At 68.2% G+C, this 16,398-nt stretch carries 13 protein-coding genes; 11 read left to right on the forward strand and 2 right to left on the reverse strand.

Features of this window, described 5'->3' with window-relative positions:
- Position 1: 1 nt before the first annotated feature.
- Positions 2-1,423: a helix-turn-helix domain-containing protein gene (locus K9D25_RS19980; protein ID WP_244377717.1), complete on the reverse strand. Its 1,422-nt coding sequence runs from the start codon at positions 1,421-1,423 to the stop codon at positions 2-4.
- A gap of 142 nt (positions 1,424-1,565) precedes the next feature.
- On the opposite strand from K9D25_RS19980, the gene K9D25_RS19985 reads away from it, so the two are divergent.
- The 3 genes from K9D25_RS19985 (at position 1,566) to K9D25_RS19995 (ending at position 5,874) form a co-directional block, all read left to right on the forward strand.
- Positions 1,566-1,817: a hypothetical protein gene (locus K9D25_RS19985; protein ID WP_244377719.1), complete on the forward strand. Its 252-nt coding sequence runs from the start codon at positions 1,566-1,568 to the stop codon at positions 1,815-1,817.
- Positions 1,818-1,995: 178 nt separating this feature from the next.
- Positions 1,996-3,294, forward strand: coding sequence for an isocitrate lyase (gene aceA, locus K9D25_RS19990; protein WP_244377720.1), 1,299 nt, complete (start codon positions 1,996-1,998; stop codon positions 3,292-3,294).
- Positions 3,295-3,687: 393 nt separating this feature from the next.
- Positions 3,688-5,874, forward strand: coding sequence for a malate synthase G (locus K9D25_RS19995; protein ID WP_244377722.1), 2,187 nt, complete (start codon positions 3,688-3,690; stop codon positions 5,872-5,874).
- A gap of 77 nt (positions 5,875-5,951) precedes the next feature.
- Here the strand turns inward: K9D25_RS19995 and K9D25_RS20000 are convergent, their stop codons facing one another.
- Entirely contained in the window at positions 5,952-6,566 is a 615-nt protein-coding gene (locus K9D25_RS20000; protein WP_244377724.1) for a nitroreductase family protein, read from the reverse strand.
- 177 nt (positions 6,567-6,743) lie between these two features.
- Here K9D25_RS20000 and K9D25_RS20005 point away from each other — a divergent pair, with 177 nt between their 5' ends.
- The 8 genes from K9D25_RS20005 to K9D25_RS20040 all read left to right on the forward strand — a co-directional run bounded on the left by K9D25_RS20005 (position 6,744) and on the right by K9D25_RS20040 (position 16,301).
- A complete protein-coding gene (locus K9D25_RS20005) occupies positions 6,744-7,064 on the forward strand; it encodes a GNAT family N-acetyltransferase (RefSeq protein WP_244377726.1) in 321 nt (106 codons plus the stop codon).
- Positions 7,065-7,243: 179 nt separating this feature from the next.
- Complete coding sequence (locus K9D25_RS20010; protein WP_244377728.1) at positions 7,244-10,198, forward strand: DNA translocase FtsK; 2,955 nt, start codon at positions 7,244-7,246, stop codon at positions 10,196-10,198.
- Positions 10,199-10,452: 254 nt separating this feature from the next.
- Positions 10,453-11,913, forward strand: a complete 1,461-nt coding sequence (locus tag K9D25_RS20015; protein ID WP_244377730.1) for an NAD-dependent succinate-semialdehyde dehydrogenase — start codon at positions 10,453-10,455, stop codon at positions 11,911-11,913.
- A 63-nt stretch (positions 11,914-11,976) separates the two neighbouring features.
- Positions 11,977-12,813: a DMT family transporter gene (locus K9D25_RS20020; protein WP_244377732.1), complete on the forward strand. Its 837-nt coding sequence runs from the start codon at positions 11,977-11,979 to the stop codon at positions 12,811-12,813.
- 454 nt (positions 12,814-13,267) lie between these two features.
- Positions 13,268-14,110, forward strand: coding sequence for an EamA family transporter (locus K9D25_RS20025; protein WP_244377734.1), 843 nt, complete (start codon positions 13,268-13,270; stop codon positions 14,108-14,110).
- Between the two features lie 62 nt (positions 14,111-14,172).
- On the forward strand, positions 14,173-15,519 hold the full coding sequence (locus K9D25_RS20030; protein ID WP_244377735.1) for an ATP-dependent DNA helicase: 1,347 nt from the start codon (positions 14,173-14,175) through the stop codon (positions 15,517-15,519).
- A 54-nt stretch (positions 15,520-15,573) separates the two neighbouring features.
- The gene (locus K9D25_RS20035; protein ID WP_244377736.1) at positions 15,574-15,732 is read left to right on the forward strand and encodes a hypothetical protein; all 159 of its coding nucleotides are present in this window, start codon (positions 15,574-15,576) and stop codon (positions 15,730-15,732) included.
- Positions 15,733-15,851: 119 nt separating this feature from the next.
- Positions 15,852-16,301 carry an RrF2 family transcriptional regulator gene (locus K9D25_RS20040; protein WP_244377737.1) on the forward strand — a complete coding sequence of 150 codons (450 nt, stop codon included), beginning with the start codon at positions 15,852-15,854 and terminating at the stop codon, positions 16,299-16,301.
- Positions 16,302-16,398 lie beyond the last annotated feature (97 nt).

Here is a 16,398-nt window from a genome sequence, read left to right on the forward strand (position 1 = left end):
CTCACAGCCCCCTGCGCGCCGGGGCATAGAAGCTCTCCGACATGTCGATCTCGTTCAGGGTGAAGCGGTGGTCGGTCGGCGGCTGGGCGCGCTGCTCGCAGTCGAGCCGCGGGCAGATGCGGCAGCCGACGCCGATGGGCACGGTCTGCGAGGGGTCGGAAAGGTTCATGCCGTCGGAATAGACCATCTGATGCGCGTGGCTGATATGGCAGCCCAGCCCGATGGAAAGATGCCGGCGCGGCGCATTGTGCCGGTGCCCGCCCTTGGTGATCGACTTGGCGATGCAGAAATAGCGCTGGCCCTCCGGCATCTGGCTCAGCTGCACATTGATCCGCTCCGGGTGGAAGAAGGCGGCATAGACATTCCAGCGCGGGCAGGCGCCGGAGTGGCGGGAAATATGGATGCCCGAAAGCGAGAAGCGCTTGGAGATGTTGCCGGCAATGTCGGTGCGCACGAGATGCAGCGGGATGCCGCTGCGCCCCGGCCGCTGCAGCGTGGTCATGCGGTGGCACACCTGCTCGAAGCTGGTGCGGAAACGGCGCTGGACGCGCTCGATATCGTAGCGCGTCTCCTGGCAGGCGGCGAGGAACGGCTCATAGGGCATGACCAACGCCGAGGCGAAATAGCTCGCCAGCGCGTTGCGGGTGACGATGGGCGCGTCGTCCGGCAGGTTGGCGGCGGCGATCAGCTCGTCGATCTGCCGCGACGCCGCGAGCAGGCCGAGCTGGTGGGCAACGACGAACAGCGCCGATTCCGGCGGCAGAACCTCGGCGGTGATGAGTTCATGCGCCCCGGCGTCATAGCGCCGGGCGATGCCGGCCGGCAGCGAGGCGGAGCGCCAGTTGAGGCCGAAGACATTGGCAAGATAGGTCTTCAGCCCGTGCTCGAAGGAATCCGAGGCGAAGTCGATGTCGTGGCGGATGCGCTCGGCTTCCGCTTCCAGCGTGGGGAAGTAGTTGGCGTTCTCCTGGATGAAATCGGAAACGGCATCGGTGGAGGAGTGATAGCCGCCCTCGCCGTCGATCGCCCCCGTGGCGCCGGTGCGGTGCGCCTCGCGCAGCGTCTTGAACTGGTCGTAGAGCCGCACCACCGCCCGGCCGATGGCGGGATTTGAAGAGGCGAGGTCGCGTATGTCCTGATTGGTCAGCGCGTTCTCTGCGAAGAGTTCGTCGCTGAACAGCTCCATCAGGTCGCCGACAAGGCGGGTCTCGTCATTCTCCACCAGCTCGCCCGGCTCGATGCCGAAATAGCCCGCCAGCTTCATCAGCAGCGGCACGGTGATTCGGCGGCGATTATGCTCGATGAGGTTGAGATAGCTCGCGGAAATGCCGAGCGCGCCGGCAAGGTCCGCCTGCGAGATGCGCCTGGCGCGGCGCAGCCTCTGCACCCGGCTGCCGATACGCGGTTCACTGGTGGCGAGCATGGCCCGGCCCTTTGCTGGCTTTACAAAAACGACCTGTAAACTTTACAAGCCTTATCAACTTAACACGCTCAAATCATTATCTTTCTTGCCTTTCGAAGTCGAGTGTTAAATCTTTACATCACACCCGCAGGGAGGAATTGACATGAGCGCGAGCACGGACACCCGCACCAATATGGGTGAAGAGGAATTCATCACCATCATCGGCGGCGATGCCGAAGAGATCGGCCAGGTCTTCCGCGACCAGGGGCTGGCGGCGAAGGATTTCACCATCGTCCACCGCATCGGCCGGCACCGCATCGCCATGGCCCCCGGCCAGGACGACATGAACGCCCTCGTCGGCGCCCTGCTCGGCGGCCGGCTGGTGGCGGCGACCTACACCCGCCGCGCGCGCTAGGCGATGGCCGCACGCCCCCGCTTCCGCCCGCCCCGCTTCGCCCCGCTCGACCTCGCGCCGCGCGACTTCAGGCCCGCCCGCGTCGAGGACGCGCGACGCGGCGTGGCCGGCGCGGGAGCCGCCCCCTCCTCGGCCCCCGCGTCTCTCTCTTCTTCCGATCTTGCTTCAGGAAACGACCATGCTGGACCAGACTCGCCCCCACTCGCCCGACAGCTTCCCCGCCCCGACCTGGGCGCCCGACCGCTGGCGCGGCATTCATCGCAGCTACACTCCCGCTGACGTCGCCCGTCTCGCCGGCTCGCTGCGCATCGAGCACACGCTCGCCGCCAACGGCGCCCGCCGTCTCTGGGACCTGCTGCAGACCCAGGCTTTCGTGCCCACCATGGGCACCTATACCGGCATCCAGGCGGTGCAGCAGGTGAAGGCCGGGCTGGAGGCGATCTATCTCTCCGGCTGGCAGGTCGCGGCCGACGGCAATTCCGCCGGCGACATGTATCCGGACCAGAGCCTCTATCCCGTCGACAGCGTTCCCGCCGTGGTCCGGCGCATCAACAAGGCGCTAATGCGCGCCGACCAGATCCAGACCATGGAGCGCGCCGACGGCGCCAAGGGCCCGCAGCACGATTTCTTCGTGCCGATCATCGCCGACGCCGAAGCCGGCTTCGGCGGCCAGCTCAACGCCTATGAACTGACCAAGGCGCTGATCGAAGCCGGCGCGGCGGCGGTGCATTTCGAGGACCAGCTGGCCTCGGAGAAGAAGTGCGGCCATCTCGGCGGCAAGGTGCTGGTGCCCACCCGCCAGTTCGTCCGCACGCTGAACGCCGCCCGCCTCGCCGCCGACGTGCTCGGCGTGCCGACCGTCATCATGGCGCGCACCGATGCGGAATCGGCCCGTCTCATCACCTCCGATGTGGACGAGCTGGACCGGCCGTTCATATCAGGCGAGCGCACGCAGGAAGGCTTCTACCGCTACAATGGCGGCTTCGAAGCCGGCATCGCCCGCGCCATCGCCTATGCGCCCTATGCCGATTTGCTGTGGTGCGAGACCTCGACCCCGAGCCTCGACGACGCCCGCCGCTTCGCCGAAGGCGTGCACCGTGTGCATCCGGGGAAGATGCTCGCCTATAACTGCTCGCCGTCCTTCAACTGGGCCAAGCATATGGACAAGGCGCAGATGAAGACCTTCCAGGCCGAACTGGGGGCCATGGGCTACAAGTACCAGTTCATCACGCTCGCCGGCTTCCACAACCAGTGCTTCACCACCTTCGAGCTGGCGCGGCGCTACCGCGAGGACGGCATGGCCGCCTATTCCGAGCTGCAGCAGCGCGAATTCGCCGCCGAGGCGCAGGGCTTCACCGCCACGCGCCACCAGCGCGAAGTGGGCACCAGCTATTTCGACGCCATCGCCACCGTGCTGAGCGAAGGCCTGAGCGCCACCACGGCGATGCAGGACTCGACCGAGACCGCCCAGTTCTGAGGCGGACCACCTTGTCACCCCGGGGCGGCGCATGCCGCGCGCCCGGTGGCGGTTCGGGGAAAACCGCCACCGGGTCCGGCGCGAGCCGGACATCCCCGGGGTGACGTTTTCGTCATCCCCTGGGTGACATCTTTGTCATCCCTCGGGGTGACGTTTTCGTTGTTCCGGGCCACCTCGCCCCAAATGACGCTTGGTCAACCCAGGGTGAGCTTCACCCTTCGCTGCAACGCAAACGCAGCGAGAGGCGTTGTCGGACAAGGATTGCCCCGTGCATCGCGGCCGCATCCGACTATCTGCGATGTTGCGCCGCACCCGCACTTTTGTTTATGTGAATGCACAGCTGTGCCGGCGGCTCGCGGCAACCGGCCATCCGCTCGCGTGAAGGGACCCGTTATGACTCATACCGACGTCGCCGGCCTGAAGGTCGATTCCGCCCTTGTCGATTTCATCAATAATGAAGCCATTCCCGGCACCGGGGTGGACAAGGCCGCCTTCTGGGAGAGCTTTGCCGGCATCGTGCGCGACCTTGCCCCCCGCAACGCGGAGCTGCTCGCCCGCCGCGACGAATTGCAGGCGCAGATCGACGCCTGGCACCGCGCCCACCGCAACAAGCCGATCGACCCCGTCGCCTATGAGGTGTTCCTGGCGGAGATCGGCTATCTGCTGCCGGAGCCGGACGCCTTCGAGGTCGTCACCGACAAGGTGGACGAGGAACTCGCCCGCATCCCCGGCCCGCAGCTGGTGGTGCCGGTCACCAATGCCCGTTATGCGCTGAACGCCGCCAATGCGCGCTGGGGCAGCCTCTATGACGCGCTCTACGGTACCGATGCGCTGCCCGAGGACGGCGGCGCCACCCGCTCCAACGGGTTCAACGCGGTCCGTGCCCGGCGCGTCATCGAGAGCGCCCGCGCCTTCCTCGACGAGAGCGTGCCGCTGGCCGGCGGCAGCCATGCCGATGCCGTGGCTTACCGCGTCACCGAGGGCGCGCTGGAGGTCGAGCTCGCCTCCGGCACCCGCACCGGGCTGAAGGACGCCGCGCAATTCGCCGGCTTCGATGGCGCGGCCGAAGCGCCGACGTCCGTGCTGCTGGTCAATCACGGCCTGCACATCGATATCGTCATCGACCGCGCCCACCGCATCGGCGCCACCGACGCCGCCGGCATCGCCGACATCGTCATCGAGGCGGCAGTGACCACCATCGTCGATTGCGAGGACAGCGTCGCGGCGGTGGACGCGCAGGACAAGGTGCTGGTCTATCGCAACTGGCTCGGCCTGATGAAGGGCACGCTCAGCGCCAGCTTCGCCAAGGGCCGCGAGACGGTGGAGCGCAGCCTCGCCGCCGATCGCCGCTACACCGCGCCCAACGGCGAGGAACTCACCCTGCACGGGCGCAGCCTGATGCTGGTGCGCAATGTCGGCCAGCACATGATGACGGACGCGGTGCTGGACGCGCAGGGCCGGGAGATTCCCGAGGCCATTCTCGATGCCGCCGTCACCTCGCTGATCGCGCTGCACGACCTCAAGGGCGAAGGCGAATTGCGCAACAGCCGCGCCGGCTCCGTCTACATCGTCAAGCCGAAGATGCACGGCCCGGAAGAGGTCGCCTTCGCGGTGGACCTGTTCGCCCGTGTCGAGCAGGCGCTGGGGCTCGACCTCAACACGCTGAAGATCGGCATCATGGATGAGGAGCGCCGCACCAGCGCCAACCTTTCCGCCTCCATCCGCGCCGCCCGCGAGCGCGTGGTGTTCATCAATACCGGCTTCCTCGACCGCACCGGCGACGAGATCCACACCTCGATGGAAGCGGGCCCGATGGTGCGCAAGAACGAGATGAAGGCGCAGGCCTGGATCAAGGCCTATGAGGACAACAATGTCGATGCGGGCCTCGAGGCACATCTCGACGGCCATGGCCAGATCGGCAAGGGCATGTGGGCGATGCCCGACCGCATGGCCGACATGATCGCGCAGAAGGTCGCCCATCCGCTCGCCGGCGCCAACACCGCCTGGGTGCCCTCGCCCACCGCCGCCACGCTGCACGCGCTGCACTACCACAAGGTGGACGTGTTCCAGCGGCAGGCGGAACTGCGCCACCGCAAGCGTGCCTCGCGCCGCGACCTGCTCACCATCCCCGTGGTCGATCGCGGCAATTGGGAGCCGGCGGCGGTGCAGGAGGAACTGGACAACAACATCCAGGGTATTCTCGGCTATGTCGTGCGCTGGGTGGACCAGGGCGTCGGCTGCTCCAAGGTGCCGGACATTCACGATGTCGGGCTGATGGAAGATCGCGCCACGCTGCGCATCTCCTCCCAGCACGTCGCCAACTGGCTGATGCACGGCGTGGTCACGGCCGAGCAGGTCGAGGAGACGCTGCGCCGCATGGCCAAGGTAGTGGACGGCCAGAATGCGGGCGACCCCGCCTATGTGCCGATGGCCCCGTCCTATGACGGCTTCGCCTTCCGCGCCGCCCGCGACCTAATCTTCGAAGGCCGTGCCCAGCCCAACGGCTACACCGAATTCGTGCTCACCCGCCGCCGCCGCGAGGCCAAGCGCGCGCAGGCACAGGCTCAGGCCGCCGCCTGATCCACCGTTCGAGGAAGCGCCAAAAAACGCCAAGCGCCTGAAGAAGAGGCCGTCCCGGTGCACCGGGGCGGCCTTTTTCATGACTCAGGCGCCAACCAGTGCGTTGTGAGCGCCGCCACATCCGGGCGCGGGCGGTCGGCAGGGGCCTCCTTGGCGGTGCCGATATGAAGAATGCCGGCCACCCGCTCGCCCTCCCCCACACCGAGGATCGCCAGCGCCGCCTTGTGCGTCGCCGCCCAGCCCGTCACCCAGATGCCGTCGAACCCCATCGCCGCCGCGCCGGTGAGCAGGTTCATGCACACGGCACCGGCGGACAGTTCCTGCTCGAAGGCGGGAATGGCGCTGCCCTCCACCGGGCGGCTCACCACCACCACCGCCAGCGGGGCGGGAAACAGCCGGCCCATGATGGCAGCGAACTTTTCCCGCTTCTCCTCCGGCATATGGGCGTTGTTCTCGCGATAGGCCTGTGACAGCCGCGCGCCGATCTCGGCCCGCGCCGCGCCTTCGACGAGAATGAAGCGCCACGGCGCCAGCATGCCGTGATCGGGCACCCGGGCGGCGATGGCGAGCAGCCGCTGCGTCTGGTCCGCATCCGGCCCCGGCGCCTGCAGCCCGGCGGCGCCGACCGAGCGGCGGGTCTCCAGCAGCGTGAGCGCCTCCGGTGAGGGCGGGCGGCGGGTCGGCGCGATCATGGGCACTCTCTTCCCTGCGGAGGAGCCTGCGCTATATCGGACCCAGCCGATAATTTCACCCCGAAGGCCGAAACGGGGGCGACGCTGCGTTCGTTTTGGTCGACAATATCCCACGGCGCCCGCCCAATCACGGCATCCGCTCACGAACCCGAACCGGGCGTCCCCAAGGAGACCAGCATGAGCATCAACGGCGAAATCCCGGTGCGCGACAACCGCGCCGCCGACCGGTTCGAAATCGAGCAGGACGGCCAGACCGCCATCGCGCAGTACATTCTCGCGCATGACCACATCATCTTCACCCACACCGAAGTGCCGCCGGAACTCGGCGGGCGCGGCCTCGCCACCCGGCTGGTCGAGGCCGGTCTTGCCAGCGCCCGCCAGCGTGGCCTCGCCGTGGTGCCGCGCTGCTCGGTGTTCGGCCGCTACATGATGAAGCACCCCGAGACGCACGACCTGATGCCGGCGGAAATCCGCGCCACGCTCGGCCTGCCGTCCTGACGCCCCGCTCCCCCGGTGGGCACAGCGCCGGGGGAGCCGCCACATTGCCGCCGGGAAATCTGCCGCCTCATACCGTTCGTTAACGCTGTTCGCCTAACCATATGGCACGGCCTCGACGGCGCCTCGCGCGCCGGGCGCGGCAGGCTCAACGGCAGTAGCGGCAAAGGTTTCAGCGTCCCATGCGTAATCCGGCGCGTCCCTCCGATCCGAATGCGGACAAGGCTTCCGAGTCGAAGGCGAGCGCCCAGACTCATGTGTTTTCCCGCGCCAACCCGCAGGTGACCTACGCCCCGCCGCCGCCCAAGGCGCCGAAGCCGTCGGCCTCCCCCGTGGCGAAGGCGCCTCCGGTGGCCAAGGCGCCCGTCGTCGCGCCGCAGCACGAGATGGTGCCGAGCTGGCTGCAGCCCTTCACCATGCCGCCCAACACCCGCTTCACCCGCACGCCGGATTATCTGATGCGCCAGCCGGTGGCGGCCCCGCAGCCGGAAGCGCCGGCGACCGCGACCGCCATCGTCGCCCCGCCGCGCCCCTCGCAGACGCCGGTGCTGCGCGTGCCGCCGCGCAAGCCGCCGCTCGGCGCCGCGCCGAAGCCGCTGATCGTGGCTCATGCCCGCCGCGCGCTCTCGGCCCAGCCCGAAGTGGTGCCCGCCGCGCCCATCGCGAAGGCAGGGCCCGTCCCGCCTTCCGCAGGGCCCGCCGCGAAAATCGGCGCGCAGGGTGCGACGACGAACGTGACCAGCAGCGTGACGACGAACGCGGCCCCGCCGCCCGCCGCACCGCCTTCCGCCGCCCCCGCGCCGAAGCCGGTGGCCGCCCCGGTCGCCTCCATGATCCAGTTCGGCTACGACACCCCGCCGGTGATCCCGGCCGCCGTCACGCCCGCCGCCGCCTGGGTGCCGGAAGCCCCGTTTACCGCCGCCAATGATGTCGCGGATGTCTACGACCTCATCCCGCTGGAAGACGGCGCCTATGAGGATGAATTCCCCGAGGAGGAGCGCCTGCTCGCCGCGCGCTATGGCGCCCTGCGCGGGCCGGCCGCGCCCACGGCCGAGAATGCGCCGCTCCCTGCTGAAGCTCCGACCGTTGAGGACACCCTCGCCGAAGACACCCCCGTCTTCGCCGCGCCGACTTTCGTCGCGCAGGATGAGACGGATGGTGTCGCGTCCGAGGATGACGGCTTCGAGGACGAGGATTTCGCCGAGGAGACGGACGAGGACTTCTCCGACGAAGCCGAGGACGATACCGCCGACGAAGACGCCTTCGAGGACGACGCGTCTGAGAACGATGCGGCCGTTGCGGCCCTCTGGGCCGCCGACGTAGAAGCCCCCGCCGAGGATCATCCCGCGGAAGAGGCGTTGAGCGAGGCGAGCATCACGCCTGCCGTGACGCTGGGCGGCTTCTCCGGCTACAGCGCCACGCCGGCCGACCTCTCCTTCTCCTGGCCGATGTTCGGCATGGTGGCGGTCTCCACCGCCCCGCAGGCCCAGCCCCCCGTCGCGCCCGTTGCTCCGGCCGCTCCGGCTCCGGCACCCGTCACGGCGGCGCCCGCCGTCACCCCCGTGGCGCCGGCGCCGCGCGCGGCCCGTCCCGCCCCCCGCACGGAGACCGAGGCGAGCGACGGCTACGAACTGCCGCCGCTGGAGCTGCTCACCGAGCCGCCGCACAGCGAGCCGGACTATGAGCTGTCGGAAGAATTCCTCGACCGCAATTCGGTGAAGCTGCAGCAGGTGCTGCATGATTTCGGCGTGCGCGGCGAGATCATCGACGCCAATCCCGGCCCGGTGGTCACGCTCTATGAGCTGGAACCGGCGCCCGGCATCAAGTCCAGCCGCGTCATCGGCCTGTCCGCCGACATCGCCCGCTCGATGAGCGCGATTTCCGCCCGCGTCGCCGTGGTGGAAGGGCGCAACGTCATCGGCATCGAACTGCCCAACCAGCGCCGCGAGACCGTGTGGCTGCGCGAAATGCTGGCGAGCCACGAATTCGAGGCCGCCCGCGCCAAGCTCGGCATTGGCCTCGGCAAGACCATTGGCGGCGAGCCGGTCATCGTCGACCTCGCCCGCATGCCGCATCTGCTCGTGGCCGGAACCACCGGCTCGGGCAAGTCCGTCGCCATCAACACCATGATCCTCTCGCTGCTCTACCGGCACCGCCCGGACCAGTGCCGGCTGATCATGATCGACCCGAAGATGCTGGAACTCTCGGTCTATGAGGGCATCCCGCATCTGCTGACCCCTGTGGTCACCGACCCGAAGAAGGCCATCGTCGCCCTGAAATGGGCGGTGCGGGAGATGGAAGACCGCTACAAGAAGATGAGCCGCCTCGGCGTGCGCAACATTGACGGCTTCAACGCGCGCGTCGCCGAGGCGAACGCCAAGGGTGAGATCATCACCCGCACGGTGCAGAAGGGGTTCGACAAGGAAACCGGCGAGCTGATCGAGGAAGAGGAGATCATGGATCTCGCTCCCCTGCCCTTCATCGTCATCGTGGTCGACGAAATGGCCGACCTGATGATGGTGGCGGGCAAGGAGATCGAAGGCGCCATCCAGCGCCTCGCCCAGATGGCCCGCGCCGCCGGCATCCATCTCATCATGGCCACCCAGCGCCCGAGCGTCGACGTGATCACCGGCACCATCAAGGCGAACTTCCCGACCCGCATCTCCTTCCAGGTGACGAGCAAGATCGACTCTCGCACCATTCTCGGCGAGATGGGCGCGGAGCAACTGCTCGGCCAGGGCGACATGCTCTACATGGCCGGCGGCGGGCGCATTTCCCGCGTTCACGGACCCTTCGTCTCCGACCAGGAGGTGGAGCGCGTGGTCGAGCACCTCAAGAGCCAGGCCCGGCCGGAATATCTGGAAGAGGTCACCGCCGACGAGGATGAGGAGCCGGTGGTCGAGGACGCCGCCGTGTTCGACAAGTCGGCCATGGGTGCCGAGGACAGCGGCGATCTCTACGACCAGGCGGTCGCCACCGTGCTGCGCGACAAGAAGGCGTCCACCTCCTACATCCAGCGCCGGCTGCAGATTGGCTATAACCGCGCCGCCTCGCTGATGGAGCGGATGGAGAACGAAGGGATTGTCGGCCCGGCTAACCATGCCGGCAAGCGCGACATCCTGCGCGACACGCGCTGAACCTTCCTCGCCCGGCCCCGCATCGGCCGGGCACCCCCGCGACGGAACGGGCGCATGCCGGTTCCGTCTCCTGCGCCTGTCGGCAAGAGCACGCTCGCTCGCCCGTCCCCGCCGCGCCGCTCGCCTCAGCGCCTGGCTGCGCTGAGCCCCGTTGCCCGGCCGCATGCCCCTGCGGCAGCCCCTCGCGCCCCCTTCCCGTCCGGCGTCGCGAGCATTAGGTATGCGGCCAGCATCCTGTCGCGAAAGGTTCGGCCATGCCCCATTCCGTGTCCTACCCCGAGGTTCAGCTCTTTATTGACGGCCAGTGGCGCGGGGGCAGCGACCATGGCGGCGCGCCCGCCAGCGAGAACGTCATCAACCCGGCGACCGAAGAGGTGCTCGGCACGCTTGCCCATGCCAGCCGCGCCGATCTCGACGCCGCGCTCGCCGCCGCCGAGAAGGGTTTCGCGGTATGGCGCCACACGCCGGCGCATGAGCGCTACAAGATCATGCGTAAGGCGGCGGAACTGCTGCGCGAGCGCGCCGAGGCCATCGCCACGCTGATGACGATGGAACAGGGCAAGCCCCTGCCCGAGGCGCGGATGGAAACGCTCGCCTCGGCCGACATCATAGACTGGTTCGCCGAGGAAGGGCGCCGGCAATATGGCCGGCTCATTCCCGCCCGCGCCGCCGGCGTGCAGCAGGTGGTGCACCGTGAGCCGGTGGGCGTGGTCGCCGCCTTCACCCCGTGGAACTTCCCGATCAACCAGGCGGTGCGCAAGGTCTCGGCCGCTCTGGCCGCCGGCTGCGCGGTGATCCTCAAGGGCCCGGAAGAGACCCCGGCGAGCTGCGCCGAGCTGGTGCGCGCCTATGCCGATGCCGGCGTGCCGGCAGGCGTGGTCAATCTCGTCTTCGGCGTGCCGGCGGAGATTTCGCAGTACCTCATCCCGCACCCGGTGGTGAAGAAAATCTCCTTCACCGGCTCCACGGTGGTCGGCAAGCAGCTCGCGGCGCTGGCCGGCGCGCATATGAAGCGCGTCACCATGGAACTCGGCGGCCACGCCCCGGCCGTGGTGTTCGAGGATGCGGATGTGGAGGTGGCGATCAAGCTGCTCTCCGGCGCCAAGTTCCGCAATGCCGGCCAGGTCTGCGTCTCGCCCACCCGCTTCCTCGTGCATGAAGACCTGTATTCCCGTTTCGTCGACGGTTTCACCGAGGCGGTGCAGGGCATGAAGGTGGGCAATGGGCTTGAGGACGGCGTGCGCATGGGCCCGCTGGCCAATCCGCGCCGGGTCGAGGCGATGGAAGCGCTGACCGCCGACGCCCTCGCCAAGGGCGCCACCCTGCACGCGGGCGGCTCGCGCATCGGCAATAAGGGCTATTTCTTCGCGCCGACCGTGCTCACCGGCCTTTCCCCGGATGCGCGCATCCTCAATGAGGAGCCGTTCGGCCCGGTCGTGCCGATCATGCCCTTCACCTCCACCGAGGCGGTCATCGCCGAGGCCAACCGCCTGCCCTATGGCCTGGCGGCCTATGCCTACACCACCTCCTCCGCCCGCGCCGATGAGTTCGCCCGCCGGGTGGAAAGCGGAATGGTGTCGATCAACCATCACGGCCTCGCTTTGCCGGAAGTGCCGTTCGGCGGCATCAAGGATTCCGGCTATGGCTCGGAAGGCGGCACCGAGGCGATGGAAGCCTATGTGAACACCAAGTTCGTCACCCAGCTCGGGGTCTGACGCGCCCTCGCCAGCAGCCGCGATGTGGGGTAACGAAGTACTGTCCCTCATCGCGGCCCTGTCATGGACCTTGCTGTTCTTCTCGTCGTGCTGCTGTCGGCCCTGCTTCAGACCGGCTGGAACGTGCTGCTGAAGCTGCGGCTCGATCCGCTCTCGGCGCTGATGCTGGTCGTGCTCGGCGGCGGCGCGGTGGCTCTGCCTGTCGCGCTGTGGCTCGGCCCGCCGGAACCGGTGCTGTGGCCGTGGATGGCGGGCTCGATGAGCGCGCATCTCGCCTTTTATGGCTGCCTCGTCGGCGCCTATGCGCGGGCCGATCTCGGCCTCGTCTATCCCGTCGCGCGCGGCGGCGCGCTGCTGATGACCGCCGCCATCGCCATTCTGCTGCTGCACGAGCCGGTGCGCCCGATCGGCGTCGCCGGAATCGCGCTGCTTTCCGCCAGCGTGCTGATCACCGGCTGGCGCAGCCGGGGGGAGGCCACGCAGGCCGCCGCACTGGTGCTGGCGCTCGGCTCGGGGGCGGCGGTCACCGCCTTTTCGCTCATCGACGGTACGGCGGGGCGGCTCGGCTCACCTTCGGTCTATACGGCGTGGCTGTTCGTCGCCGATGCGCTGGTGGTGGCTCTGGGCCTGCTGCTGTGGAAGGGCACCGGCTTTTTCGGGCCCGTGCGGCGGCATTGGGCTCTGGCGCTGGTCGGCGGCGCCATGCTGTTCGTCAGCTATTATCTGTGCGTGTGGGCGATGACACGGGCGCCGATCAGCCTGGTGGCAGCGGTGCGCGAGTCGAGCGTGCTGTTCAGTGCCGGCTTCGCCCTGTGGGTGCTGCACGAAAAGCTGCGCCCCGAACGCCTCCTCGCCGCCCTGCTGGTGGTGGCCGGGGTGACGCTGATCAAGCTGCATTGAGTGTTCAATATCGCTTCGAATAATTAGCACCATATATTCAAACCATCATGCAATGAATATAAAATAGACGACAATGGCGATAATCACCAAGACTGCATAATAGAATTTTTCACTCCACATAACTTCCGGCACGACACGCTCCTTCACGCCCGACGCAAGCGACTGTTACGCTGCGTCATTACATCGGAAGTAGCCGTCGAGCCGATCGTCGATAAGTGGTGAATCTACGTAACTCGAAGCGCCACCGGGACTGCGCCCGAAGTCATCCGATGCGGCGTTCGAGCGCCCGAAGGCCCTGCGCCGCTTGCCGGAGCCGAACCCCTGACGGGATCGCACAGCGTGCCGCCTCATCGTCGCCGGCGGGACGCTCATCAAGCGGCATGGGCGCGATAATTCTCGGCAGGACGGACGGAATCGGGTAGAGCCCGGCCTCCCTCCGCTGGCTGGCCGCCCCATGGACCTTTCCGTCTTCCTCGCCGTCATCGCCGCCGCCGCGATGCATGCCGGCTGGAACGCGGTACTGAAGATCCGGCTCGACCCGTTTCTCGCGGTCGTGCTGGTCAATGCCGCCTGCGGCGTGCTCGCCTTGCCGGTGGCGCTGCATCTCGGTCCGCCGGCGGCGCATGTGTGGCCGTGGATCGCCGCCTCGGTCGCCATCCACCTCGTCTATTACCTCACGCTGGCCGGCGCCTATCGCCGCGCCGATATGGGGCAGGTTTATCCGCTGGCGCGCGGCAGCGCGCCGCTGCTCACCACACTCCTCTCGGTGACGCTGGTAGGCGAGGCGGTGGATGCGCAGGGCTTTCTCGGGGTCGGGCTGCTGGCGCTCGGCATCCTGTCGCTTGCCTGGCCGCGCGCCGGCATCGCCGCCATCGACCGCACCGCGCTGCGCCTCGCGCTGATGTGCGGGGTGTCGATCAGCGCCTATACGCTGGTGGACGGGCTCGGCGCCCGCAGCGCCAGCTCGGCGCATGTCTACACCTCCTGGCTGTTCGTGGTGGACAGCCTGGTCATCACCCTGTTCGGCCTCGCCTGGAAGGGGCCGCGCGCGCTGGCGCCCACCCTCTCCTTCCTCGGCCCCGGCCTTGCCGGCGGGGCGATGTCGCTCGCCGCCTACTGGATTTCCATCTGGGCGATGACCAAGGCGCCGATTGGCCTCGTCGCGGCGGTGCGGGAATCGAGCGTGCTGTTCGGCGCGGTGATCGCGGTCGTGGTGCTGCACGAGCCCCTGCGCCGCGAACGCCTGATCGCCGCCGCGCTCATCGTCGCCGGGCTGGTGCTGATCAAGCTGCATTGACGGCAAGGGAGGACGGCGCGCGCCCAGTCGCCCCGCCGGGCCTCCTGTGCTCCATTGCGCCGATGAACGAGAAAGCCGCCCTGCCGATTCGCCCTTCCCTTCCCGCCGACGCCTTTGCCGGGCCGCTGGCGCTGGTCGGTTCCGGCGCGCCGCTCATCATGGTGCTGGGCGGCGCGGGCACGGGGAAGACGACGTTTCTGCACGCGCTGCGCAAGCATGGCGGCGGCAAGCAGGCGTTTCTCGCCCCCACCGGCGTCGCGGCGCTGCAACTGGGCGGGCAGACCATCCATTCCTTCTTCGGCCTGCCGCCCCGGCTGATGGACCCCGACCAGGTGCGCCCGCGCAGCCCCAAGCGCACCCTGATGAAGAAGCTGGAACGCCTCGTCATCGACGAGATTTCCATGGTCCGCGCCGATGTGCTCGACGCGGTCGACCGCAGCCTGCGGATCGCGCGCGGCAATCCCGAGCCGTTCGGCGGGGTGCAGGTGGTGCTGGTCGGCGATTTCCTGCAATTGCCGCCGGTCGTGCCGCAGGCCGAACGGGAAATCCTCGGCCATCTCGGCTATGAGGGCCCCTTCGCCTTCGATGCCCGCGTGCTGCGCGAGGTGGAGCCGGCGCGGCTGCCCTTCATGCAGGTCTACCGCCAGACCGACGACACCTTCGTCCAGCATCTGGCGGAACTGCGCACCGGCCGCTTTGTCGGCGACGCCATCGCCGCCATCAATGCCGCCTCGCATCGCGATCACCGGCCCGGGCGCATCCCGGTCGTGCTGGCCCCGACCAATGCGCGGGTGGACGCCTATAACCGGCGCGGCATGGAAGCGCTCTATGATGACGGCCGGCTGTTCGAGGGCAAGAGCGAGGGCGAGTTCGACCTCGCCAATGACCGGCTCCCCGTGCCGGAAACGCTGGCGCTGAAGGTCGGCGCCCGGGTGATGACGGTGCGCAACCATCCCGAGCGGCAATGGGTCAATGGCTCGGTCGGCACCGTTACCGGCCTCGCCCCGGACCGCGCCTATGTCCGGCTCGATGGCGGCGGCATTGTCGAGATCGAGCGTACCAGCTGGGAGCGCATCCGCTATGACTGGGACGAGGCCACCGGCAAGGTCGCGGCCAAGGTGGTCGGCACCTATACCCAGCTTCCCCTCGTCCCCGCCTGGGCGGTGACGGTCCACAAGGCGCAGGGGCTGACGCTGGAGGATGTGCGGATCGACTTCGACGCCGGCGCCTTCGCCGCCGGTCAGGCCTATGTCGCGCTTTCGCGCGCCCGCTCGCTGGAAGGGCTGTCGCTGGCCCGGCCGCTGCGCGCCTCCGACATCCGCATCGACCGCCGCGTCGCCGCCTTCACCGCCGCTTTCGAGGGCAATGGCAACCTGATGACCGCCGCGCGCGGGCTCGACGACGACTGACCCTTTACATATTCCTACATGGTCGATAGATTACTCTCCAATTGGAGAATGACCATGAGTCAGACCGGCCTGCGCCGTACCCGCGACAAGCTGCTTTTCGCCTTGGCCTACGGCGCTGTCATCGCCGCCGTGCTGTTCCTGCATCCCGTGCCGGACGCGCGCGACGCCGGCAAGCTCGCCGCCAATGTCGAGGCGGGCGCCGCTGCGCGCTGATTGCCGGCCCGGCACTGGCCGAATCGGCGCCGGTCGCGCATTTTGCCGGAAGGCTGGTGGTGCCGGGCTCCGCCCGTCCGTTCCACCGGCCCGGGGGGTGGCGAGATGACGAAACGGACATGCTGACCAACAAGGGCAAATACGGCCTCAAGGCGATGCTCTATCTCGCCCGGCTCGAACCGGGCGCGAGCGCGATGGGGCAGGAAATCGCCACCGCCAACCACATTCCGAAGAAATTCCTCGACGCCATTCTGCTGGAACTGCGCAACGCCGGCATGCTGCGCTCCAAGAAGGGGCCGGGCGGCGGCTATGCGCTGGCGAAGACCCCGCGCGAGATCCGCATCGGCCACATCATCCGCGTGCTCGACGGCCCGCTGGCCCCGCTCAGTTGCGCCAGCAAGAGTGCCTATGTGCCCTGCGACGACTGCGAGGATCTGGCCACCTGCTCGGTGCGCATCACCATGAGCAAGGTGCGCGACGCCATGTCTGACATTCTCGACGGCATGTCGCTGCAGGACATGGTCATCTTCTCCCACGCCCCCAATGCCGACCTGATGTACAGCATCTGAGACGACGGGCGGCAGTGGACGGGTTCCGGCTGAAGAGCCTCTGCTGGTTCCCGGATCGGCGGCGCGCCTGCGCCTTGTCCGGGACACGATGGCAGAA

This window comes from Ancylobacter polymorphus (genome assembly GCF_022836935.1).
Lineage (GTDB): Bacteria > Pseudomonadota > Alphaproteobacteria > Rhizobiales > Xanthobacteraceae > Ancylobacter > Ancylobacter polymorphus_A.

Bases quoted from the DNA above. Each gene is read 5' to 3' on its own strand.
- K9D25_RS19980 (WP_244377717.1), bottom strand. From the start codon at position 1,423: ATGCTCGCCACCAGTGAACCGCGTATCGGCAGCCGGGTGCAGAGGCTG.
- K9D25_RS19985 (WP_244377719.1), top strand. From the start codon at position 1,566: ATGAGCGCGAGCACGGACACCCGCACCAATATGGGTGAAGAGGAATTC.
- aceA (WP_244377720.1), top strand. From the start codon at position 1,996: ATGCTGGACCAGACTCGCCCCCACTCGCCCGACAGCTTCCCCGCCCCG.
- K9D25_RS19995 (WP_244377722.1), top strand. From the start codon at position 3,688: ATGACTCATACCGACGTCGCCGGCCTGAAGGTCGATTCCGCCCTTGTC.
- K9D25_RS20000 (WP_244377724.1), bottom strand. From the start codon at position 6,566: ATGATCGCGCCGACCCGCCGCCCGCCCTCACCGGAGGCGCTCACGCTG.
- K9D25_RS20005 (WP_244377726.1), top strand. From the start codon at position 6,744: ATGAGCATCAACGGCGAAATCCCGGTGCGCGACAACCGCGCCGCCGAC.
- K9D25_RS20010 (WP_244377728.1), top strand. From the start codon at position 7,244: ATGCGTAATCCGGCGCGTCCCTCCGATCCGAATGCGGACAAGGCTTCC.
- K9D25_RS20015 (WP_244377730.1), top strand. From the start codon at position 10,453: ATGCCCCATTCCGTGTCCTACCCCGAGGTTCAGCTCTTTATTGACGGC.
- K9D25_RS20020 (WP_244377732.1), top strand. From the start codon at position 11,977: ATGGACCTTGCTGTTCTTCTCGTCGTGCTGCTGTCGGCCCTGCTTCAG.
- K9D25_RS20025 (WP_244377734.1), top strand. From the start codon at position 13,268: ATGGACCTTTCCGTCTTCCTCGCCGTCATCGCCGCCGCCGCGATGCAT.
- K9D25_RS20030 (WP_244377735.1), top strand. From the start codon at position 14,173: ATGAACGAGAAAGCCGCCCTGCCGATTCGCCCTTCCCTTCCCGCCGAC.
- K9D25_RS20035 (WP_244377736.1), top strand. From the start codon at position 15,574: ATGAGTCAGACCGGCCTGCGCCGTACCCGCGACAAGCTGCTTTTCGCC.
- K9D25_RS20040 (WP_244377737.1), top strand. From the start codon at position 15,852: ATGCTGACCAACAAGGGCAAATACGGCCTCAAGGCGATGCTCTATCTC.